This is a genomic window from Grimontia sp. THUN1695 (assembly GCF_059704325.2).
The window spans coordinates 2,706,056-2,727,422 of record NZ_AP046577.1 but is presented as its reverse complement, the minus strand read 5'-3'; the positions used below and the strand labels follow the sequence as shown (position 1 = coordinate 2,727,422).

Below are 21,367 nucleotides of genomic sequence, written 5' to 3'. Positions count from 1 at the left end.
GCGCAAGCGCAGCCTTCTGACGTGCCCGACAGGATCACTTCTGCAGGCCCAGTTTCTTCTCTAGATAGTGGATGTTTGCACCACCGTGCTGGAAATTCTCATCTTTCATGATTTCCAGCTGAAGAGGAATGTTGGTTTTGATGCCATCAATAATGGTTTCCCGCAGTGCGTTACGCATACGCGCAATCGCGACGTCACGGTTCTCACCAAAGCAAATCAGTTTACCGATCATGGAATCGTAGTGTGGCGGCACGGTATAGCCTGAATACACATGTGATTCCCAACGCACGCCCATACCGCCTGGTGCGTGGAAACGGGTGATTTTTCCTGGGCTTGGCAGGAAGCGCTCAGGGTCTTCAGCGTTGATACGGCATTCAATCGCGTGGCCACGGATCTGGATATCATCCTGGGTGAATGACAGAGGCTGGCCTGCCGCAATGCGAAGCTGCTCTTTGATCAGGTCAATGCCGGTGACCATCTCGGTTACTGGGTGTTCAACCTGGATACGGGTGTTCATCTCAATGAAGTAAAACTCGCCATTTTCGTACAGGAATTCGAACGTACCCGCGCCGCGGTAACCGATTTCAATACATGCACGGCAGCAACGCTCACCGATGTATTTACGCATTTCTGCAGTAATACCCGGCGCCGGTGCTTCTTCTACCACTTTCTGGTGACGGCGCTGCATTGAACAGTCGCGCTCACCCAAGTGAATTGCGCCACCCTGGCCGTCAGCCAGTACCTGCACTTCAACGTGACGTGGGTTTTCCAGGAATTTTTCCATGTAAACCATGTCGTTGTTGAATGCGGCTTTGGCTTCTGCGCGGGTCATGGCAATGGCATCGGTCAGCTCTGCTTCAGAGCGCACCACACGCATACCACGACCACCACCACCACCGGATGCCTTGATGATCACCGGGTAGCCAATACGTTTTGCGAACGCCTTGTTCTTCGCTGCGTCATCATCCAGTGGGCCGTCAGAACCCGGTACACAAGGTACGCCCGCTTTTTTCATTGCGTTGATGGCAGAGACTTTGTCACCCATCAGGCGGATAGTTTCAGCACGTGGGCCGACGAAAATAAAGCCAGATTGTTCAACCTGCTCAGCAAAATCAGCATTTTCAGACAGGAAACCGTAACCCGGGTGGATAGCGACCGCGCCGGTCACTTCCGCCGCACTGATAATACGCGGGATATTCAGGTAGCTTTCTACGCTTGAAGCCGGGCCGATACAGATAGATTCGTCTGCCAGCAGTACATGCTTCAGATCGCGATCGGCGGTCGAGTGAACAGCAACGGTTTTGATGCCGAGCTCTTTACACGCACGAAGGATGCGAAGCGCAATTTCACCGCGGTTAGCGATGACAATTTTATCTAACATAGCTGCCCTCGGTTACTCGATGATGACCAAAGCCTGGTCAAACTCTACGGCTTGGCCGTCTTCACACAGGATAGCTTTCACCACACCTGCTTTGTCTGCCTGGATTTGGTTCATCATTTTCATCGCTTCAACGATGCACAGGGTATCGCCAACATTCACTGACTGGCCTACCTCAACAAATGCTTTCGCGTCAGGGCTTGGTGAACGGTAGAAGGTGCCTACCATTGGAGACAAGACTTTATGACCCGCAACGTCTGCTTCAGCCGCTGGTGCTTCTGTTGCTGGCGCCGCCGCAGGCGCGGCTGGTGCTGCAACAGGCGCCGGAGCCGGTGCTGCATAAACCTGGGTGGCAGCAACGGGTGCGGTTGCACGGCTGATGCGTACTGATTCTTCACCTTCAGAGATTTCCAGCTCAGCAATGCCAGATTCTTCAACAAGCTCAATCAGTTTTTTGATTTTACGAATATCCATGATGTCTATCTCTTTGAAATTATTGTTCAGTTGTCCCCTGATTGCAGCCGGCTCGCCGCTGCCCTCAGGGCAAATTCATAACCTTCAGCACCCAGACCGGCAATCACACCTTCTGCCTTATCGGAGAAGTAAGAGTGATGGCGGAAAGGTTCACGGGCGTGAACGTTGGAAAGGTGCACTTCAATAAAGGGAATACCGACGGCGAGTAACGCATCGCGCAGGGCGACACTGGTATGGGTAAACGCCGCCGGGTTGATGATAATAAAATCAACCTTTCCCATCGCCTGATGAATCGTTTCAATCAGGACGTGCTCCGCATTGGATTGCACGTGTTCGAGCTGAATATTGAAAGATGCAGCAAGTGTTGTTAGATCGGCAACAATACGATCTAACGATGTCTGTCCATAGTGGCCAGGTTCACGAACCCCAAGCATGTTGAGGTTGGGTCCGTTGAGAAGTAAAACTGTACGATTTGTCGTCATGTTGTTCGCTTCGTTCCTATTCTTGTTGCGAAAAGACGGTAAGTTTTTCTTTTCAGCCCAGACGATATGAGAACCCGGAAAATGGCACTCCCGCCATTTGCTGAAACGCAATTATAGAGAATTCACTGCAAATGGCAGCAAAATACTGGTCTAATCAGACAAAATATGACATTCCTGCGCTTGTGTGACGTTGTTATGACAGGGATTTCGTGACAATAGTTCACAAATTGGCCAGTTCAGGATAAGGATCTGTTAGGCGGATCTCATCGTGATGGTTGAACTTGTGGGTCGTGGGGGAAGGTGCTGTGTTAGCATCAAGACGTAAAAAAGGCCGCGTAGCGTTGCGGCCTTGGCATGTGTTGGTGGTTTAGACCACGCTTGATTTTTCAGCGATCAGTTTGTCCACCACGCTTGGATCGGCCAGGGTTGACGTGTCACCCAGGCTGCCGGTATCGCCGGTGGCAATCTTACGCAGGATGCGGCGCATGATTTTGCCCGAACGGGTTTTTGGCAGCGCGTCTGTCCAGTGAATGAAATCCGGCGTTGCGATAGGGCCGATTTCCTTACGTACCCAGTTTTTCACTTCTTTGGTCAGCTCTGCACTTGGCACTTCACCGGCATTGAGTGTGATGTAGGCATAAATCGCCTGGCCTTTGATGTCGTGTGGTACACCAACAATCGCCGCTTCTGCAATCTTGTCGAAGGCCACCAGTGCCGATTCAATTTCTGCCGTCCCCATGCGGTGACCGGAAACATTCAGAACGTCATCCACACGACCCGTGATCCAGTAGTAACCGTCTTCGTCACGGCGCGCACCGTCACCGGTGAAATACATGCCTTTGAAGGTTGAGAAGTATGTTTGCTCGAAGCGCTCATGGTCACCGTAAACCGTACGCATCTGACCCGGCCAGGAATCCAGCATCACCAGATTACCTTCAGTAGCACCCTCAATGATGTTGCCCATGTTATCCACCAGTGCAGGCTGGACACCAAAGAATGGACGGGTTGCTGAGCCTGGCTTCAGTGCGGTCGCACCTGGCAATGGAGTGATCAGGATGCCGCCGGTTTCGGTCTGCCACCAGGTATCTACGATGGGGCATTTGCTGTCACCAATGGTTTTGTAGTACCACTCCCAGGCTTCAGGGTTAATCGGTTCACCCACAGAACCCATGATGCGCAGTGAATCACGCTTGGTGCCTTCAATGGCTTCATTGCCTTTAGCCATCAGGGCACGGATGGCGGTAGGCGCGGTGTAAAGGATGTTGACCTGATGCTTGTCGACCACTTCGCTCATGCGGGCGGTTGATGGGTAATTAGGCACACCTTCAAACAGGATGGTTTTCGCCCCGTTGGCGAGCGGTCCGTAGATCAGGTAGCTGTGACCGGTGATCCAGCCTACATCGGCGGTACACCAGAACACTTCGCCTTCCTGGTAATCGAAGACGTATTTGAAGGTCATGGTGGCATAAACCAGATAACCGCCGGTGGTGTGAAGGACACCTTTTGGTGTGCCGGTTGAACCTGAGGTGTACAGGATGAACAGCGGATCTTCCGCATTCATTTCTTCGGGTTCACAGTTGCTGGATACCACGGCTGTGGCTTCGTGCCACCACACATCACGCTCTGAATTCCACTCAACGGCGTTACCGGTACGCTGGTAAACAACCACTTTATCCACTGACGTGACTGATGGGTTTGCAAGTGCCGCGTCCACATTTTGTTTTAAGGGCACGGAGCGGCCGCCACGAACACCTTCATCGGCAGTAACAACCACTTTGGCATTGGAGTCGACAATACGGCCAGCCAGTGCTTCCGGCGAGAAACCACCGAAAACGATGGTATGGATTGCGCCGATACGGGTACATGCCAGCATGGCGATGGCGGCTTCCATGACCATAGGCATGTATAGGCAAACGACATCGCCCTTGCGCACGCCCTGGCCTTTCAGGGCATTGGCAAACTTACACACTTCGGTATGCAGTTCTTTATAGGTCAGGGTTTTGTCGTCGCTCGGGTCGTCGCCCTCCCAAATCAGGGCGACCTGATCGCCTTTGGTGTCAAGGTGGCGGTCAATACAGTTAGCGGATACGTTGAGGGTGCCGTCTTCGAACCACTTGATGTTGACGTGGCCGGTGTCAAACGAGGTGCTTTTCACCTTGGTGAAGGGCTTGATCCAATCTACGATCTTACCGTGCTCACGCCAAAAACCTTCCGGGTTGACCACTGATTGTTGGTACATTTCACGGTAGGTATCGTTGTTTGCGTGTGCGTTTGCTTCAATTTCCGGCATGACCGGATGCAGGTGAACCTCACTCATTATCTTTCTCCTTGTGTTCCTGCATGATGCCGCCTGGCATCGTAAAATGTTCGACCACAGCAAAGTAGAATATAGGGTATGGTCTGGCGGTCTTGTCCCAATAAGGTCGGTTAGTTAGGGGTTCTCGACAATTAGACTTTAGGATGAAGAGGCCGTTTTCTCTGGGTTTTGTGACTATTCAACGCTGACAGTGAGGCGTTGCTCTCATTTATAGGCAGCGACATGCAGCCGGTTGAGGGACAGTTAGCCATAAGTGGGTATTGAGACATCGCCGTACTTTAGTCGTATATAGATAAGGGCAGCACTGATGGCGTCGTCGAGAGCATCATGTCGGCCAGACAGTGGCAGTCCCAGATGGTGTCCGATTGCTTCCATACTCAAATCGTAATAAGCATTGGGCAGGATCTGCTCCAGCTTGCGACGGTAGATATCACTGACTTCAATGGTGCTGTTTGGCAGTTTGAAGCCCAGATGCTTCCGGGTGTAGCGATCGAGAATGGTTTTGTCGTAATGGATGTAATAGCCGACGATGGGGCGGTTACCGGCAAATTCAATCAGTGCCTGTATGGCTTCTTTTTCCGTGACACCATCATGTAAATCCTGATGCCGGATGCCGTGTATTTTCACTGATTGTTCTGTCAGGGAGTGGGGTGCGCGCAGGGAAAGGGTGAGTGGGTCGCTGGTGACAATGGTGTTGCCGCGGATTTTGGTTGCCGCAATGGTTACCAGCTCGGCTTTTTGTGGGTCAAGGCTGGTGGTTTCACAGTCCAGCGCGACCATCTCTTCATTGGAAGGAGAGGTAAACAGCGGCGCATATTGGGTATCTCGCCATTTATACTTCAGCCAGAGCCGTTCCAGCGGGTTCATGCTAATCCCTTACCTGATAGTGGGAGGCCAGACGCTCCTTGAATTTTTTTACTACGCCCAGGCAATCTCTGAGTAAATCCCGTTCGGTACGTGACAGCTGAGTCACATCCAACAGATTCCCTGTGCTGGCACCGCTGTCGAGTTGTTGTTTCAGACGAACTTTGACGAACAGTTTGAGTGCTTCGGAGAGGTTATTGGCGGTTTCCTGATCCAGGGCCTTGCACTTTGCGAGGGCATCGAGTCTTTCAAATGTGTTGGTTTCGGTCAGGCCATTTTCGAGTGCCAGGGTGCGGACACCGTGAACCAGCGGGAAGATGCCACCTTTTTTTACATCCAATCCTTCTTTGTTTGCTTTCAGGCCACCGAAAAAGGTCAGGGGAACCCGGAAGGCGAGGCAGGGGCGAACAAAGGTATTCAGTGTCAGCATGTTATGTTTCATGGTGGCATGAAGCTTTGCCATCACAGGCTCCAGCAGGGCTTTGTTGCCGGCAACGGCATGGCTGTCGGCAAAGATCGCCAGGTCCATCAGGGAGCGTTCATCAGAGATTTTGCTCAGCGAGACCATCTCTTTTATCCACTCGGACTGGGTCTTCACCCAACGCGGGTTATTGACCATTACGTTGCCGGGACAAGGTGGATAACCCAGACGGCTGAGGACGTCACTGAACCTTACCATATAGTGCCGCACATCTGGCCAGTTGGCGTCATCGGCGAGGATGAGACCATTGTCCTGATCGGTTTTCAGTATCTGCTCGCCCCGTCCTTCTGAGCCCATCACAAACAGACAGCATTTCTTGTGAAAGGCTTCCGGAATAGTCAGGCGGAAGGCTTTCTCGATGATTTGCTCATTCACGGCTGAGATCAATTCCATCACAAACTGGGTGTGGATACCGTTGTTGGTGAGATTGGCCACCAATTGTTGCTGGTTATTGGCCGCCAGGGTCAGCTCTTCAATCGAGTGGGCGCGGTTGATTTGTAGTGTCAACACGTGGGAGTGGGTGGAAAACAGGCTCAGCACCTGGGTCATGTCGAGCATGCCGACCGTTTTCCCATCTTCTGTTACCCGTACCCGTTTAACCCGGTCGCGGGTCATCAGGATCATCACATTAAAGAGGTAATCGCCCATTTCCACGCTGATCACCGGAGATGTTGCGATATCGCCTACCGCTGTATCGAGCGAGCAGCCGTTTTCCACCAGGGCATGCAGCAGGTTGGTCCGGGTGATAATACCGATGTCATGTGGTTTACCTTCCAGTGCCACCAGTGCGCAATCCTGACGTGCCTGACGAAGTTGCAGCGTGGCATCATGAATCGTGGTGGCATGGGGCAGAGTCATGATTGGCTGGATGTTGCTCTCATCGACCTGTGTCAGAATAAATTCTGCCAGATTTTGCTGTTGTTGCGCTTGTTCCAGCATGCGTTTTCGCCGGCTGAAGCTGGTGTTGAAGTAGTCCGCAAATGAGGGGTTTTCATGGTAAAGCGCCATAAACAGCGCTTTGGGCAACACATAACACAGGGTATCTTCAACCACGTGGTATCGGTGATGAGCATGGCCTTTGAGCAGGGCTCGGGCATCGAACAAGTCGTCTTTGATGTATTGTGCCTGCACTTCCTGGGTGTCTGGGTTGATTTCCTGTACCCGGCCTTTGATGACGATATACAGTGCCTCATTGGACTGACCTTTTTCAATCAGGACATCACCACGGCGGTAGTAGGCGACATCCAGTGACGATAATAGGGACTTGGCCTGTTTGTCGTCGAGGCGGTCAAACGGGGGGGATGAAGTATCGAACGGTTCAGGCATGGCGGCACACTCCGTGTTATTGTTCACGCACATAACGTGTCTGTCCTTGTTTTCAGTTTGTCGCACGGGCTTGCACCTTGCCAGCCGACTTTAGTCTATTGTCAGTTATCTCTTTACGTAACGAAGTGGCCTTGCAGCCACATGAAAACCGTACTGTAAGTTTGTGGGAATCGCTGTCAAAATAGCACTCCTCGTTATGGCTGAAGGATGCGCCTGTATGGGTTACCCCCGTCCCACTCCCTTTCATTGGTTATCTGTTTATTACGGCACCTATTTCTTTGCCTTTGGGGTCTATCTGCCTTTTTGGTCGGTCTGGCTAGCCTGGTTGGGACTCTCTGCCGATGAGATTGGTATCGTGATCGGCGCTGGGGTGATGACGCGCTTTGTGGTGAACCTGACCCTGACCCCAAGGTTTCACTTGCCTGAGCACCTGCTTCCTGCTGTGCGCTGGTTATCTTTTATTGCTGCCGTGATTGGCTTTTTGCATTTGATGGCCACGCCAGATCTTTTGTGGCTGACAGTCTTGTCCGTCGCCATCAACAGTGTGATTGGTCCAGCTGTTCCGGTGTCTGATGCACTTGCCAACCATTACAACCGCCGAAAACTGGTGGATTATGGGCGGGCACGGCTCTGGGGATCGCTGGCGTTTGTTATGGGCTCTATGATGGCAGGCACACTGGTGGACAGCGTTGGACCGCAAACCATTGTGCCTCTTGCCGCCAGCGCCTTGCTGCTCACCTGGGGCTGGAGCCTGCTTTCGCCGCGTGACCTGCCGGTAAAAGAGAAAACGCAGGCTATCGCCAGGCCACCTCTGCGTCGGGTGCTCCGTTCCAGACCTGTATTGATGTTTCTCGTGATTGTTTCTCTGATCCAGGGCAGCCATGCCGCTTACTACGCGTTCAGTGCCATCCACTGGACGCAGGCCGGTGTAGCAGATGTCGTTGTCGGTTATCTCTGGAGCTCTGGTGTGGTGGTGGAAGTGATGATGTTCGCCCTTGCGGGCAGGCTGTTTGGTCACTGGCAGGTCTATGCTTTGTTCCGCCTGGCTGCACTGGCGGTGGTGTTACGCTGGTGTTTGACTGCATGGAGCACCGAGCTTGGCGTGTTATTTTTTGCCCAGTCGCTGCATGGCATCACGTTCGGTGTGGCCCATATCGCCGCTATGCGTTATATCCAGCAACAGAGCAGCGATAAGATCATCGCATTGCAGGCGCTGTACAGTGCGATTCCGATGGGGGCTGTGATGGCGTTGTTGACCGTTGTCAGCGGGGAGTTGTATGAGCGGTTTGGGGGACACAGTTTTTATGTTATGGCGCTGCTTGGGTTGCCGGTATTACTGCTTACCCTCAGGGCTGAACCGGCGACTGAAGCCGTAAATCACTGAATTTGCTGTGGGCTGAGAGAGCTTGCTCACGGAGATACGTCGCCGCGTTGTTGTACAACCAAGGGCATGATAAACAGAGCCTAATCACACATTAATCATGGAAGAGATAATGTCGGCTGGATGGATAGTGGTGCCTGTGGCACTGGCATACCTTGGCGTTCTGTTTCTTATTGCCTGGTACGGCGACAGCCGTCCGCGCTGGCTGCGTGGCTGGCGGCCCTACATCTACAGCCTGTCTATCGCGGTGTACTGCACATCCTGGACCTTCTTTGGCACCGTGGGGCAGGCATCAAGCCAGCCCTGGTCATTCCTGCCGATTTATCTTGCCCCTATTCTGGTGTTTACCATTGGCTGGCGCTTCCTTGCCCGGATCATCCTGATCGCCAAACGTGAGCACATCACTTCCATTGCGGATTTTATTGCCGCCCGCTACGGGAAATCTCAGGGGTTGGCGGTGATGGTGACCGTGATTGCCGTGGTCGGTATCTTGCCTTATATCGCGTTGCAATTGCGTGGTATCACCATGGGGCTGGATGTGATTGCGCCGGATATTGGTGAAGGCGCAGGTCTCAACGAAGGACAAATTGCCTGGCTGGTGTGCATGTCGCTTGCCATGTTTACTGTGCTGTTCGGCACCCGCCATATTGATTCCACCGAGCACCACCGGGGCATGATGATGGCGGTGGCCTTTGAGTCGATTGTAAAATTGGTGGCGTTTCTGGCTGTCGGTTTTTTTGCCGTCGGCCTGTTGCTTGACGCGCCGGGTGAACTGCCGACATTGAAAGAAGCCAATGTGGTGGGCGCACCGGATTGGGGGGCATTGCTGGTTCATACCCTGCTGACCATGGCCGCCATTATCTGTCTGCCACGCCAGTTCCATACTATGGTAGTGGAAAATGCCCGGGCGCAGGATCTGCACACCGCGCGTTGGGTTTTTCCGGTTTATCTGCTGTTGATGGGCATGTTTGTCCTTCCTCTGGCCTATGCCGGACAGGTTTTCCTGCCGGATGTGTCGGCCGATACCCATGTGATCCAGCTGCCGCTGTTTACCGGCAATGAAGGGATTGCCCTGCTGGCTTTCCTTGGCGGGGCCTCCGCGGCAAGTGGCATGGTCATCGTGTCGACCATTGCGCTGGCTATCATGGTGTCGAACGATCTGGTGCTACCACAGTTGCTGCGCCGTATGCGGGTATCTAACCGCAACTTTACCCAGTTTTCTGGCCTGTTGCTTAATGTGCGCCGCGCACTGATTTTCCTCCTGCTTATCGGGGCCTGGGGGTTTTATCAACTGATCCTTGAAGTGCCTTCACTGTCAGCCATTGGCTTTCTGTCCTTTGCTGCTATCGCCCAGTTTGCTCCGCCACTGGTCGCGGGTATTTACTGGCGTCAGGCCAACAAAAAAGGTGTGTATGCCGGGCTGATTGCCGGCTTCGTGGTCTGGTTAATGACTCTGATGATGCAAACTGGCATGTTGGCAGGGAATGAAGACACCAACCTGGTGCTCTGGATCCTCGCTCCACCAGCTATCCCGTTCTTTGCCTCACTGAGCCCGGTCAACTGGGGCATGGTACTCAGCATTATGGCCAATAGTGTCTGCTTTGTGGTGGTGTCGATGGCGACCCGTCCGTCCCTCAGTGAGCGTTTGCAGGCAGCAAGCTTCGTCGGTACGCCGCTGCCGGAAGGGGATGACTCGAGCCTGTATCAGAGCCGTGTGACCGTGGCAGAGCTTGAAATGCTGGCTGCCCGTTTTGTTGGCCGGACCCGTATGCGCCAGACATTCCGCACGTTTGGTGAGCAACGCGGAGAAATGCTGTTACCGCAACAGCAGGCGAGTGCGGCGCTGATCCGCCATACCGAACGGGTGTTGGCGGGTGTATTCGGCGCTTCTTCCGCCAAGCTGGTGCTGACTTCTGCGCTGCAAGGGCGCAACATGCAGCTGGAGGAAATCGCTACCATTGTTGATGAAGCGTCTGAGCTTTTTGATTTCAGCCGTGGCCTGCTACAGGGGGCGATTGAGCATATCAGCCAGGGGATTTCTGTGGTGGACAAACAGCTCCGGCTGGTGGCGTGGAACCAGCGTTATGTCGAGCTTTTCGACTTTCCCCCGGATTTAATCCAGGTCGGCAGGCCGATTGCAGACGTGGTGCGTTACAACGCCGAACGTGGCCTGTGTGGCCCGGGTGATATCGAAGAACATGTGAAAAAACGGGTTGGTTATTTGCGTAAAGGCTCTTCGCATACGTCCTCCCGTGTCCATCCGGACGGACGGGTGATTGAGGTGCAGGGCAACCCGATGCCAGGTGGTGGGTTTGTGATGAGTTTTACCGATATCACTGCTTTCCGTGATGCCGAAGAGGCGCTCAAGCAATCCAATGAAACCTTGGAAGCACGGGTTGTTGAGCGGACCAAAGAGCTGGAAACGCTCAACCGTCGCCTGATCAGTGCCACCGCCAAGGCGGAGCAAGCCTCCCAGTCGAAAAGCCGCCTACTCGCGGCAGTAAGTCATGATTTGATGCAACCGATGAACGCTGCGCGCCTGTTTGCTTCTTCGCTGAGCGAAATGGCAGAAGAAAAAGAAACCCAGAAGATGGCCGGACATATCGAGAGTGCGTTAGGGGCAGCCGAAGATTTGATTGGTGACTTGCTGGATATCTCCCGTATTGAATCAGGAAAAATGAAGGCAAAAATCACCGATTTCGAATTAGATGAGGTCTTTTCAACCCTGGCGGCAGAATTTGGTGTGATTGCCAATCAGCAGGGAGTAGATTTTCGCGTTCAACCAACCGGGCTTCGAATCCGCTCTGATCGCCGTTTGCTTCGCCGTGTTCTGCAAAATTTCCTTACCAATGCGTTTCGCTATAACCCGGATGGCAGGGTGTTGCTGGGCGTGCGTCGTCACGGCACCCAATGCCGCATCGAAGTGTGGGATAACGGGCCGGGTATTCCCCAAGACAGGCAGATGGACATTTTTAATGAATTTACCCGCATCGATCGCAAGGGGGCAGAGCTCGGGTTAGGTCTGGGGTTGGCGATCGCGCGCGGGATCAGCCGGATCCTCAATCAGCCTCTCAGTCTCCGCTCATGGCCCGGGCAGGGGACCGTATTTTCGATTACTGCCCCGATCGCGTCTGCGCCTCAGGTTTGTGACACTGGCATTGAGACTGAAGAAAAGCATAAAAATAGTGAGCCTTTGGCTGGGGTTCAGGTGCTATGTGTCGATAATGAAAGGGACATCCTTGCCGGAATGGAAAGTCTGTTGTCACGTTGGGGGTGTCAGGTTGAGGTGGCAGAAGATCTCGATGGCGTGGTCGCACTGTTGGAAGGAGGGTTCAGTCCCGATGCCATTCTCAGTGACTATCACCTTGCCCCTTCGTTAACAGGGCTGGATGTATTGCAACGTTGCCGCGCTATGCTTGGCAACAAATTTGTCGGCGCTGTGATCACCGCTGACAGAACGCAGGAAACACGGACATTGGTGCGTGAATTGGGCTTTGGTTATATTGCCAAGCCGGTGAAGCCACTGAAGCTGCGTGCGTTGCTTCAGCAAGGAGAAAGCTGATATGGAAGCGTTTATGATTCCCAGGCTCGATACCGAAGTCGGTTTGGTGCGGGTAGAAGGCACCTGGGATCCGTTGACCGGGGACATCCAGTTAGTGGACATTGATCAGATGGGCACGGATGGCTGGGTCGATGTCACGTTCTGGTTGTCAGAGCAAGAACACGAAGCGAGAGTGGCAGAAATACTGATCGCTGCCAAGCTTTATCTGGTGACCCAATAAGCCCAGGAAGGAAAGAGCCGCTTATTGCTGCTCTTCATTCAACAGGGTCTTATATTCCACAAAAACTGTCGTGGTCTCGCCATAGTAAAGCGTACCGTCAGATTTGACGACCAGATGAATTTCGCTGTCCTCTGACATAGGTGCCGGCAGGTCAACCCACCATTCTTTGTTATTCGTGCCGTTGATGTCCATATCAACCGGATTGGAACGGTTTCCTTTCTGTTGGATCAGGCTGATTTTTGCACCTTCCAGCGGATATTCCGATGTCAGCTTCAATACAACTTCACTGTCAGTCAGGCTCTCTGAGCGGAGTTTGAGTTTGAAGTCTCCGTTTTCAAGTGAACAGATACCACTGGTGTAACGGCAGTTGGAATTGGCAGCGAGTTTGTAGGTTTGTCCTTCTTTTGCTGCATGGGGTTTCTCACTGACCGCCAAATCCACACCAAAATAGGCGATTAAGGCCAGGATGGGGGCAACCAGCATTGCGGCAATAACGTGTTTGTTTTTTAACATGGTAAAGAGTTCGTTCTCGTCCTTGGGCTAAGGGGTAACATACCACAAGGCAGTGTTTACCCGAGGAGAAAAAAAGCCCCTGAGCAGGGCTTTTTCGCGTTAACGTGACGCTCTTATCGAAGTGCTCAGCGTCAAAGATTAATGGTCTTGCGCTTCGCCCGCACCGCCCGGGATACGTACGTGCTCAACCAGATCTTTAACGTGTTGTGGTGTTTCTTCAGTGACGCGTGAAACGACCATTGCAACAGCGAAGTTCACCACGGCACCGATAGCACCAAATGCGTTCGGCTCAATGCCCAGGAACCAGTTGCTGCCCCAGCTTTCCAGGTATTTCCAGTCCGCAATAAACAGGATGCCTTTGTGCTGGAAGACGTAGAACAGGGTGATGGTGATACCTGCAATCATACCGGCAATCGCCCCTTCCTTGTTGATGGTCTTCGAGAAGATACCCATCATCAGTGCAGGGAAGATGGACGATGCAGCCAGACCGAAGGCGAGGGCAACCGTACCGGCAGCAAAGCCCGGTGGGTGCAGGCCGAGGTAGCCAGCAAAGGCAATGGCGACACCCATGGCAACCCGGCTTGCCATCAATTCATTCTTCTCTGAAATATCCGGTCTGAATACCCCTTTGAGCAAGTCATGCGATACTGCGGACGAGATAGCCAGAAGCAGACCCGCAGCCGTTGACAGTGCTGCTGCCAGACCACCTGCTGCAACCAGCGCGATAACCCAGTTTGGCAGTTTGGCAATTTCAGGGTTTGCCAGCACCATGATGTCACGGTCAACTTTCAGCTCGTTGGTTGAAGCGTCGGAGGTGTAGTTGATCTTGCCATCGTTGTTCTTGTCATCGAAGCCAAGCAGACCGGTTTTCTCCCAGTTCTTAAACCAGGCTGGACGCTCGTCATATGCAAGGTGCTGACCTGGCGCTGGGTTAACCGTGTCCATCAGGTTCAGGCGTGCCATCGCAGCAACGGCTGGTGCGGTGGTGTACAAAATAGCGATGAAGAACAGTGCCCAGCCCGCAGAGATGCGCGCATCACGCACTTTCGGTACCGTAAAGAAACGGATGATAACGTGAGGCAGACCTGCAGTACCGATCATCAGGGACATGGTGTAAACGAACATGTTGAGGGTGTCACCACGCACCGATGTGGTGTATTCACTAAAGCCAAGTTCGGTCACTACCTGATCCAGCCTGTCGAGCAGGTAGGTGTCTGTGCCTGATATGGTGCTGCCAAGGCCAATTTGTGGCAGTGGGTGGCCGGTCAGTTGCAGCGAGATAAAGATCGCAGGAACTGTGTATGCCAAGATAAGTACGCAGTACTGTGCAATCTGGGTATAGGTGATGCCTTTCATGCCGCCAAGTACCGCGTACATGAATACGATTGCCATACCGATGTAAAGGCCTGTTGCATAGTCCACTTCCAGAAAGCGGCCAAATGCCACGCCTACCCCTTTCATCTGGCCGATAACGTACGTGACCGATGCGATGATAAGACAGATGACGGCAACCACACGCGCGGTATTCGAGTAGAAACGCTCACCGATGAATTCAGGCACAGTGAACTTACCAAACTTGCGCAAGTAAGGTGCCAGCAGCAGTGCCAGAAGCACGTAACCGCCTGTCCAGCCCATCAGAAATACCGAACCGCCGTATCCCATAAAGCCAATCAGGCCGGCCATTGAAATAAACGACGCTGCTGACATCCAGTCAGCGGCTGTTGCCATGCCGTTTGCGACTGGGTTTACACCACCGCCTGCAACATAGAACTCTTTGGTCGAACCTGCGCGGGCCCAAATTGCGATCCCAATATAGAGAACGAATGTGAAACCTACGACAAGGTAAGTAACGGTTTTCAAATCCATGATTACTGCTCCTTACTCGTCATCATCGACGCCAAACTCTTTGTCGAGTTTGCGCATCTGGAAAGCGTAAATAAAAATGATGGCCAAGAAGGTATAAATTGACCCCTGTTGTGCGAACCAGAAGCCCAGCTTGTAGCCGCCGATACGAATTTCATTAAGTTGCTCTACAAATAAGATGCCGCATCCAAACGACACCACGAACCAAACTGCCAGCAGATAAATCATCAACCTGACGTTTTTTTGCCAATAGGCTTTGGCGTTATCTTGTTTTTGTTCCTCAGACATCACCATCTCCTTGAGTGACGAGTTAACGGATTGTTACGCTTCGACAATAGCAGCCAAGTGACTGGGAAACACTGCAACTTTAGTCGAGCGAGAGATGGGTCTAACTGTCTGCTATTAGTGAATTTCTGTGATTTAAGACAAGGAAACTGCTTGTTAATAAAATGTTAAGCTAGACAAAGGTCTAATAGGCTTTCGGCTAAGGAGATAGTGAGCGATTGTTACTGTTCAAAGTGCGGAGTGTAAGGTTTGTAATTGGTGTGGTGATAAAGTGCCAGAGATCGTGCAGAGAGAAAAAGACATGCATAGATGTTGACTGTCCAATGGATCTGCCCATACAGGACTGATTATGCGTTGGGGTCCATTTGTTGAAGGAGAATCACTGCCTGCGTGCGGTTTTTAACCCCCAGTTTACGGAAAATGGCTGTCATGTGGGCTTTGATGGTGGCTTCGGACACATCCAGCTCATAGGCAATTTGCTTGTTCAACAGGCCATCATTAAGCATGTTGAGCACTTTGTATTGTTGGGGGGTGAGGGACGAAATCTTGTCCATCAGGGACTCTTCGTCGCCATTATCACTGAAATCGATACCGGGTGGAAAACAGGTATCGCCTTCCAGCACATGGTTGAGGCTGTTGATCAGTTCCCGCATGTCACTGGATTTCGGAATGAAACCCATAGCCCCATTGGCTTTGACCTGGCGGATCACACAGGTTTCTTCGTTGGCAGAAATGACCACAATGGGCAGTTCAGGGTACTGGACGCGAAGGTGGATAAGGCCGGACATACCGTTAGCACCGGGCATTTTCAGATCCAGTAGCAGCAAATCGATATCGGGTTCTTTTTCCAGCAGGGCCGTCAGGCTGTCGAGGGAGTCTGCTTCCAGCAAATTGGCACCACTGATAGCCATATGCACGGACTGAAACAGTGCATTGCGGAATAAGGGGTGATCGTCAGCGATGACAATGGTGTATTGAGCGTCCATGGCAATGTCATTAATACCTATTTAACAAAAACGCTACCACCCGGGTGAGGATTGATCAATTTGCATAAGTAGGAAGTAAGAGCTTGATCCCCCACCATTTGTAGGCAATGTCGGGGGGATCAAGTTTGTGTGCAATTAGCCCTGTTTGTTAATCAACTGATTTTGTTCAAGATGTAACATAAAGGGTTTGGCTTCCATAAAACCGGTCAGACGGGCTTTAGGAAGAGGAGTTCCGTGAGCATCCCAGAAATCAATTGTAGGCAAACCCAGCACGTTGAGTGCTGTCAGCATCTTGATGTCCTGCGGACGGTTGTCAGTGACGTCTGCCTGAAGCAGCACAAAGTTTGTCAGCGCCGGTGCAACGTTGGCATCGTGAAACGTATATTTCTCGAATTCCTTACATGCCACGCACCAGTCAGCATAGAAATCCAGCATTACCGGTTTGCCTGCCAATTTAGCGGCAGCCAGCTCTCGGTTTAGATCGTCGATGTTATCAATCTTGATGAATTCAACCAACGGCACATCGGCCTTTGCCTGAGAGGTGAACATGGTGGTGTTATAGGTATACACCGCGCCGCTACTCAGTCCGAGAATCGCAATGATCCCCAGTGCGCTGGCCAGTTTTCCCGGTTGTAATGTACGGCTGATATGATACACCCAGCTGAGCGAGATCAACATCCACGTAGCCCACAGCCACACGCTGATCGTTTCCGGCAACAAGCGCTCCAGCAGGAAGATGGGGGCGGCTAACAACACTAAACCGAAGAACGTTTTAACCTTGTTCATCCAGGCTCCCGCCTTTGGCAGCAACCGGTTGCCAAACATTGCCGCGATAATCAGTGGAATACCCATCCCCAGTGCCAGTGCATAGAGGGTCACTGCTCCGGTTATAAGATCGCCACTTTGTGCCACATACAAAAGTGCGCCAGATAGCGGCGCTGTAGTACAGGGTGAGCAAATCAGGCCTGAAATCGCCCCCATGGTGAACACGCCAAGGTTGCTGCCCCCTTTCTGCTGGTTGCTGATTTCACTCAGCCTGGTTTGCAGGTTTGCCGGTAGCTGGAGATTAAACGCGCCAAACATCGACAGCGCCAGCAACACAAACAGCGCACTCAGGCCAATCAGCACATAAGGGTGTTGGAAGGCTGCCTGAAACTGCAAACCGGCTGACGCCACCACCAGCCCCAGCAGGGTGTAAGTCAGCGCCATGCCCTGCACGTAAAGCATGGAAAGGCGGAAGGTCTGGCTGTGGGTTTTCTTGCCCCCACCCAGCACAATACCGGTCAGGATCGGATACATTGGCAGCACACACGGTGTAAAAGCAAGGCCAATGCCCAGCCCTAAAAATAATAAGGGTTGCCACCAGTTTTCAGCAAGGCTGCCAACCTTGGTTGAGCTGCTGTTGCTGCCGGAAGACGGGGTCTTTACCGGCTCTGTAGAGGCAGGCAATGCAGGCGTTGACTGGCTTGGCGCGATTGCGGTGGCAGAGCCCTCTGACACTGCAATTAAAGGAACCGTAACCGTTTCCGGTGGATAACAAAACCCTGCTTCTGCGCAGCCTTGATAAGTCACCCTCAGGATAGACGCATCGGTTGCTGCAAGAATCGGTACTGTCACGGTCAGTGGCTTTTTGAAAATTGAAACCTGACCAAAAAATTCATCGTTATAAGGCTGTCCCCGGCGCATTTCCAATGCACCGATTTTTGCGTCATCACTGGGCACCACCTCAATCTTGTCTTCATAGAGGTAGTAGCCCGGTGTCACCTGCCAATCGAGATAAACCCGGTTACCTTGTTGGGTGAAATTAAACGGAAATGCTTGATCGACGGGAACAAACGCCGGGGCATTACCTGCTGCCGGAACCGGGGAATTGAAAAGGGTGAATTCTGCCTTGGCGGGCAGGGCGCTCATCAGCGCCAAGGTAAAAACCGTAAAAAGTCGTGAGCCTATATTCAACATGGCCTTCATCAATCAGGTGGATTTGTGAACAATATTCGAACTATACCACTGAGACTGGGAAAGCCGGAATTCGTTTCAAAAACAAAAAGGGGCGCCGAAGCGCCCCAGTCGTTAATTCAATGGCTTACAGCACAATGCCGCCAACCACAAAACCCAGTGCAACCGAAGTGAAGATGGTCACTACACCTGGGATAAAGAAGGGGTGGTTGAATACCAGGTTACCGATGCGGGTTGAACCGGTATCGTCCATTTCCACGGCTGCCAGCAGTGTTGGATACGTTGGCAGGACAAACAGTGCACTGACAGCAGCAAAAGAGGCAATCGCGGTCAGCGGTGCAACACCAATTGCCAGCGCTGCCGGCATCAGTGCTACTGTGGTTGCGCCTTGTGAGTAAAGCAGCATAGAGGCAAAGAAGAGTACCAATGCTAGCATCCATGGATAGTCTGACAGCAGGGTGCCCGCTACTTCCTTGATGCCTTCAACGTGCGCGTTAACGAAGGTAGAACCTAACCAGGCTACACCCAGCACACATACACACGCTGTCATGCCTGAGCGGAACGTCGGTGCTGACGGGATTTTGGATGCGTCGATTTTGGTGGTTGCCACAATCAATGCCGCTGCCGCCAGCATAAAGGTCATGATCGCTTCGTTACGGCCAAGGGCTGGATTTTCAATCAGGCCAATAGAGCCAGAGATTGCCGCTGCGTAGGCCACCACCAGTAAAATTGCTCCGAGGAAAATGTAGGTGGCGGTTTTCGCTGTTGGCGCGATTTCGCGTTTTTCTGTGCCTTTCAGCTTGATCAGACCTTTTGCTAAACGTTCCTGGTAAATTGGGTCATCTTTCAGTTCACAACCCATGAAATTAGCGATAAATGCACCGATCATACAGGCTGTAAACGTGGTTGGGATACAGATTGCCAGCAGGGTCAGATAGCCAATGCCCAAGGGTTCGAGGATACCGGAGAAGAACACCACCGCCGCAGAGATTGGTGACGCTGTGATTGCAATTTGGGATGCAACTACCGCGATAGAGAGTGGGCGTGATGGGCGGATGCCTTGCTCCTTCGCCACTTCTGCAATCACCGGCAGGGTTGAGAATGCGGTGTGACCCGTACCCGCCATCAGGGTCATCAGGTAGGTAACAATAGGGGCATAGAATGTAATTTGCTTCGGATTTTTACGTAGAAAGTCTTCGGCTTTTTCAACCAACCAGTCCATACCACCTGCCACTTGCATGGCAGCGATGGCGGTGATCACAGACATGATGATAAGGATCACGTCGATAGGGATGTAACTTTGGTTGGTGGGCATGCCCAAAAACAATGAAAGGGCGATTACGCCCGCACCACCGGCTAAGCCGATACCAATACCGCCAATCCGTGCGCCCAGATAGATAAACGCAAGAACGACGAACAACTCTACTGCTACCATGGGTAACTCCTGTTCTCAAGACTCATTTCAAAAAACCAAACGGAGTCACTGTCTCGATGTGCTTATTACCTTTTCAAACAGGGCATTAAGGCGCAGTGAGTGGTGAAAAAGTCCCTTCGTTTGGGCTTTAAAGACCAGATGTGGAAAACATCCAGGTAAAAACCAGAAAAGGGTACCCTAACGGGTACCCATTCTGACGGATCAGTTATAGCGTTTTGCTTTGTATTGTGGGTGCATCAGGTTTTCGACAGAGAAAATATCGTCGAGCTGCTCTTCGGTCAGCAAACCACGCTCCAGCACAACTTCACGCACGCTCTTGCCGGTTTCTGCACAAATCTTACCAACGATGTCACCTTCGTGGTGGCCGATGAACGGGTTCAGGTAGGTCACGATACCGATAGAGTTGTAAACGAACGCTTCACAGATTTCTTTGTTCACAGTGATGCCGTTCACGCACTTCTCGCCCAGATTCACACAGGCGTTAGACAGGATTTCGATAGACTCGAACAGCGCCTGACCAATCACTGGCTCCATCACGTTCAGCTGCAGCTGGCCTGCTTCTGCTGCGAAAGTCACAGTGGTGTCGTTACCGATGACTTTAAAGCACACCTGGTTCACCACTTCTGGAATTACCGGGTTAACTTTTGCTGGCATGATAGAAGAACCCGCTTGCATTTCTGGCAGGTTGATTTCGTTCAGACCTGCACGAGGGCCGGATGACAGCAGGCGCAGGTCGTTACAGATCTTAGACAGTTTCACTGCCAGACGTTTCAGGGCGCCGTGAACCATCACGTATGCACCGCAGTCAGAAGTCGCTTCGATCAGGTCTTCAGCTGGGGTGCAGTTCAGGCCAGTGACTTCTGCCAGACGTTGTACTGCCAGTTGCTGGTAGCCTGCCGCTGCGTTCAGGCCAGTACCGATCGCGGTCGCGCCCAAGTTCACTTCCAGCAACAGTTCAGAGGTGTATTTCAGGTTTTTGATTTCTTCTTTCAGCAGCACAGCGAACGCATGGAATTCCTGACCCACAGTCATTGGTACTGCGTCCTGAAGCTGGGTACGGCCCATTTTCAGAATGCCTTTGAACTCGGTCGCTTTCGCGTCAAATTCGTTTTGCAGGTACTCGATAGACTCGATCAGCTTCATGATGCTGTTGTATACCGCAATACGGAAACCGGTTGGGTATGCACAGTTGGTGGACTGGCTCTTGTTCACGTGGTCGTTCGGGTTGATAACGTCGTATTCACCCTTTTCTTTACCCATCAGTTCCAGTGCCAGGTTCGCGATCACTTCGTTCGCGTTCATGTTCACAGAAGTGCCTGCACCGCCCTGATAAACGTCAGACGGGAACTGGTCCATGCATTTGCCGGTTTCCAGAATCACATCACACGCTTTGATGATGTAATCACCGATTTCCGCTGGAATGACCCCCAGTTCTTTGTTCGCCATTGCTGCTGCTTTTTTGGTAAACACCATGCCGCGAACAAACTCTGGCACATCGGAAATCGTGGTACGGGAGATATTGAAGTTTTCGATCGCACGAAGAGTATGAATGCCGTAATACGCGTCAGCCGGCACCTGGCGTTGGCCAAGCAGATCTTCTTCGATACGGGTTGCTAGATGAGAGGTAGTCAAGTTATTTTCTAAATCAATCGTCTGAGACATGATTTGGCCCTAAATGAAATATGCATTGGTTATTCTGTAGCCAATAATTTCGCTGTAGAGTCCATTCATCAGAGATTATGGCTGGGTGAGTGGTGTTTTACACCCTGTTTATGCTGAATGATTTTACCCGTCCTCTCTGGCAAAAACATGAGAAAGATCACCAATCAAAGCAAAGGGGGACG

The 21,367-nt window shown here is 52.1% G+C and carries 16 protein-coding genes; 3 read left to right on the top strand and 13 right to left on the bottom strand.

All coding sequences use genetic code 11. The annotated features are described in order from the left end of the window. Positions 1-34: 34 nt before the first annotated feature. The 6 genes from accC to AC6IB1_RS15800 form a co-directional block, all read right to left on the bottom strand. Entirely contained in the window at positions 35-1,381 is a 1,347-nt protein-coding gene (accC, locus tag AC6IB1_RS15825; RefSeq protein WP_005501092.1) for an acetyl-CoA carboxylase biotin carboxylase subunit, read from the bottom strand. Positions 1,382-1,393: 12 nt separating this feature from the next. Further along, the gene (accB, locus tag AC6IB1_RS15820; protein WP_005501090.1) at positions 1,394-1,852 is read right to left on the bottom strand and encodes an acetyl-CoA carboxylase biotin carboxyl carrier protein; all 459 of its coding nucleotides are present in this window, start codon (positions 1,850-1,852) and stop codon (positions 1,394-1,396) included. A gap of 26 nt (positions 1,853-1,878) precedes the next feature. Next, on the bottom strand, positions 1,879-2,334 hold the full coding sequence (gene aroQ, locus AC6IB1_RS15815; protein ID WP_497567440.1) for a type II 3-dehydroquinate dehydratase: 456 nt from the start codon (positions 2,332-2,334) through the stop codon (positions 1,879-1,881). Positions 2,335-2,701: 367 nt separating this feature from the next. After that, a complete protein-coding gene (gene acs / locus AC6IB1_RS15810; protein ID WP_497567439.1) occupies positions 2,702-4,651 on the bottom strand; it encodes an acetate--CoA ligase in 1,950 nt (649 codons plus the stop codon). A 243-nt stretch (positions 4,652-4,894) separates the two neighbouring features. Continuing rightward, positions 4,895-5,518, bottom strand: coding sequence for a 3'-5' exonuclease (locus AC6IB1_RS15805; protein ID WP_497567438.1), 624 nt, complete (start codon positions 5,516-5,518; stop codon positions 4,895-4,897). A gap of 1 nt (position 5,519) precedes the next feature. Beyond that, complete coding sequence (locus AC6IB1_RS15800) at positions 5,520-7,322, bottom strand: DUF294 nucleotidyltransferase-like domain-containing protein (RefSeq protein ID WP_497569159.1); 1,803 nt, start codon at positions 7,320-7,322, stop codon at positions 5,520-5,522. Positions 7,323-7,539: 217 nt separating this feature from the next. Here AC6IB1_RS15800 and AC6IB1_RS15795 point away from each other — a divergent pair, with 217 nt between their 5' ends. From AC6IB1_RS15795 to AC6IB1_RS15785, 3 genes are all read left to right on the top strand, one after another. Then, positions 7,540-8,706, top strand: coding sequence for a 3-phenylpropionate MFS transporter (locus AC6IB1_RS15795; RefSeq protein WP_497567437.1), 1,167 nt, complete (start codon positions 7,540-7,542; stop codon positions 8,704-8,706). Between the two features lie 109 nt (positions 8,707-8,815). Next, complete coding sequence (locus AC6IB1_RS15790; RefSeq protein WP_497567436.1) at positions 8,816-12,265, top strand: PAS-domain containing protein; 3,450 nt, start codon at positions 8,816-8,818, stop codon at positions 12,263-12,265. 1 nt (position 12,266) lies between these two features. Further along, the gene (locus tag AC6IB1_RS15785; protein WP_005501060.1) at positions 12,267-12,485 is read left to right on the top strand and encodes a hypothetical protein; all 219 of its coding nucleotides are present in this window, start codon (positions 12,267-12,269) and stop codon (positions 12,483-12,485) included. A 21-nt stretch (positions 12,486-12,506) separates the two neighbouring features. On the opposite strand, the gene AC6IB1_RS15780 is transcribed toward AC6IB1_RS15785, so the two are convergent. From AC6IB1_RS15780 to aspA, 7 genes are all read right to left on the bottom strand, one after another. Beyond that, positions 12,507-12,998: a hypothetical protein gene (locus tag AC6IB1_RS15780; protein WP_497567435.1), complete on the bottom strand. Its 492-nt coding sequence runs from the start codon at positions 12,996-12,998 to the stop codon at positions 12,507-12,509. Positions 12,999-13,136: 138 nt separating this feature from the next. After that, entirely contained in the window at positions 13,137-14,864 is a 1,728-nt protein-coding gene (locus tag AC6IB1_RS15775; protein WP_497567434.1) for a sodium:solute symporter family protein, read from the bottom strand. Between the two features lie 12 nt (positions 14,865-14,876). Further along, entirely contained in the window at positions 14,877-15,149 is a 273-nt protein-coding gene (locus AC6IB1_RS15770; protein ID WP_005501054.1) for a DUF4212 domain-containing protein, read from the bottom strand. Between the two features lie 344 nt (positions 15,150-15,493). Further along, positions 15,494-16,132 carry a response regulator transcription factor gene (locus tag AC6IB1_RS15765; protein WP_497567433.1) on the bottom strand — a complete coding sequence of 213 codons (639 nt, stop codon included), beginning with the start codon at positions 16,130-16,132 and terminating at the stop codon, positions 15,494-15,496. A gap of 135 nt (positions 16,133-16,267) precedes the next feature. Beyond that, positions 16,268-18,100, bottom strand: a complete 1,833-nt coding sequence (locus AC6IB1_RS15760) for a protein-disulfide reductase DsbD (RefSeq protein ID WP_497567432.1) — start codon at positions 18,098-18,100, stop codon at positions 16,268-16,270. 115 nt (positions 18,101-18,215) lie between these two features. Beyond that, positions 18,216-19,523: an anaerobic C4-dicarboxylate transporter gene (locus tag AC6IB1_RS15755; RefSeq protein WP_497567431.1), complete on the bottom strand. Its 1,308-nt coding sequence runs from the start codon at positions 19,521-19,523 to the stop codon at positions 18,216-18,218. Between the two features lie 201 nt (positions 19,524-19,724). Beyond that, complete coding sequence (aspA, locus tag AC6IB1_RS15750; RefSeq protein ID WP_497567430.1) at positions 19,725-21,185, bottom strand: aspartate ammonia-lyase; 1,461 nt, start codon at positions 21,183-21,185, stop codon at positions 19,725-19,727. Positions 21,186-21,367: the final 182 nt, after the last annotated feature.

Bases quoted from the DNA above. Each gene is read 5' to 3' on its own strand.
- aspA (WP_497567430.1), bottom strand. From the start codon at position 21,185: ATGTCTCAGACGATTGATTTAGAAAATAACTTGACTACCTCTCATCTA.
- AC6IB1_RS15755 (WP_497567431.1), bottom strand. From the start codon at position 19,523: ATGGTAGCAGTAGAGTTGTTCGTCGTTCTTGCGTTTATCTATCTGGGC.
- acs (WP_497567439.1), bottom strand. From the start codon at position 4,651: ATGAGTGAGGTTCACCTGCATCCGGTCATGCCGGAAATTGAAGCAAAC.
- AC6IB1_RS15790 (WP_497567436.1), top strand. From the start codon at position 8,816: ATGTCGGCTGGATGGATAGTGGTGCCTGTGGCACTGGCATACCTTGGC.
- accB (WP_005501090.1), bottom strand. From the start codon at position 1,852: ATGGATATTCGTAAAATCAAAAAACTGATTGAGCTTGTTGAAGAATCT.
- AC6IB1_RS15775 (WP_497567434.1), bottom strand. From the start codon at position 14,864: ATGGATTTGAAAACCGTTACTTACCTTGTCGTAGGTTTCACATTCGTT.
- AC6IB1_RS15800 (WP_497569159.1), bottom strand. From the start codon at position 7,322: ATGCCTGAACCGTTCGATACTTCATCCCCCCCGTTTGACCGCCTCGAC.
- AC6IB1_RS15805 (WP_497567438.1), bottom strand. From the start codon at position 5,518: ATGAACCCGCTGGAACGGCTCTGGCTGAAGTATAAATGGCGAGATACC.
- AC6IB1_RS15795 (WP_497567437.1), top strand. From the start codon at position 7,540: ATGGGTTACCCCCGTCCCACTCCCTTTCATTGGTTATCTGTTTATTAC.
- AC6IB1_RS15765 (WP_497567433.1), bottom strand. From the start codon at position 16,132: ATGGACGCTCAATACACCATTGTCATCGCTGACGATCACCCCTTATTC.
- accC (WP_005501092.1), bottom strand. From the start codon at position 1,381: ATGTTAGATAAAATTGTCATCGCTAACCGCGGTGAAATTGCGCTTCGC.
- AC6IB1_RS15780 (WP_497567435.1), bottom strand. From the start codon at position 12,998: ATGTTAAAAAACAAACACGTTATTGCCGCAATGCTGGTTGCCCCCATC.
- AC6IB1_RS15785 (WP_005501060.1), top strand. From the start codon at position 12,267: ATGGAAGCGTTTATGATTCCCAGGCTCGATACCGAAGTCGGTTTGGTG.
- AC6IB1_RS15760 (WP_497567432.1), bottom strand. From the start codon at position 18,100: ATGAAGGCCATGTTGAATATAGGCTCACGACTTTTTACGGTTTTTACC.
- AC6IB1_RS15770 (WP_005501054.1), bottom strand. From the start codon at position 15,149: ATGTCTGAGGAACAAAAACAAGATAACGCCAAAGCCTATTGGCAAAAA.
- aroQ (WP_497567440.1), bottom strand. From the start codon at position 2,334: ATGACGACAAATCGTACAGTTTTACTTCTCAACGGACCCAACCTCAAC.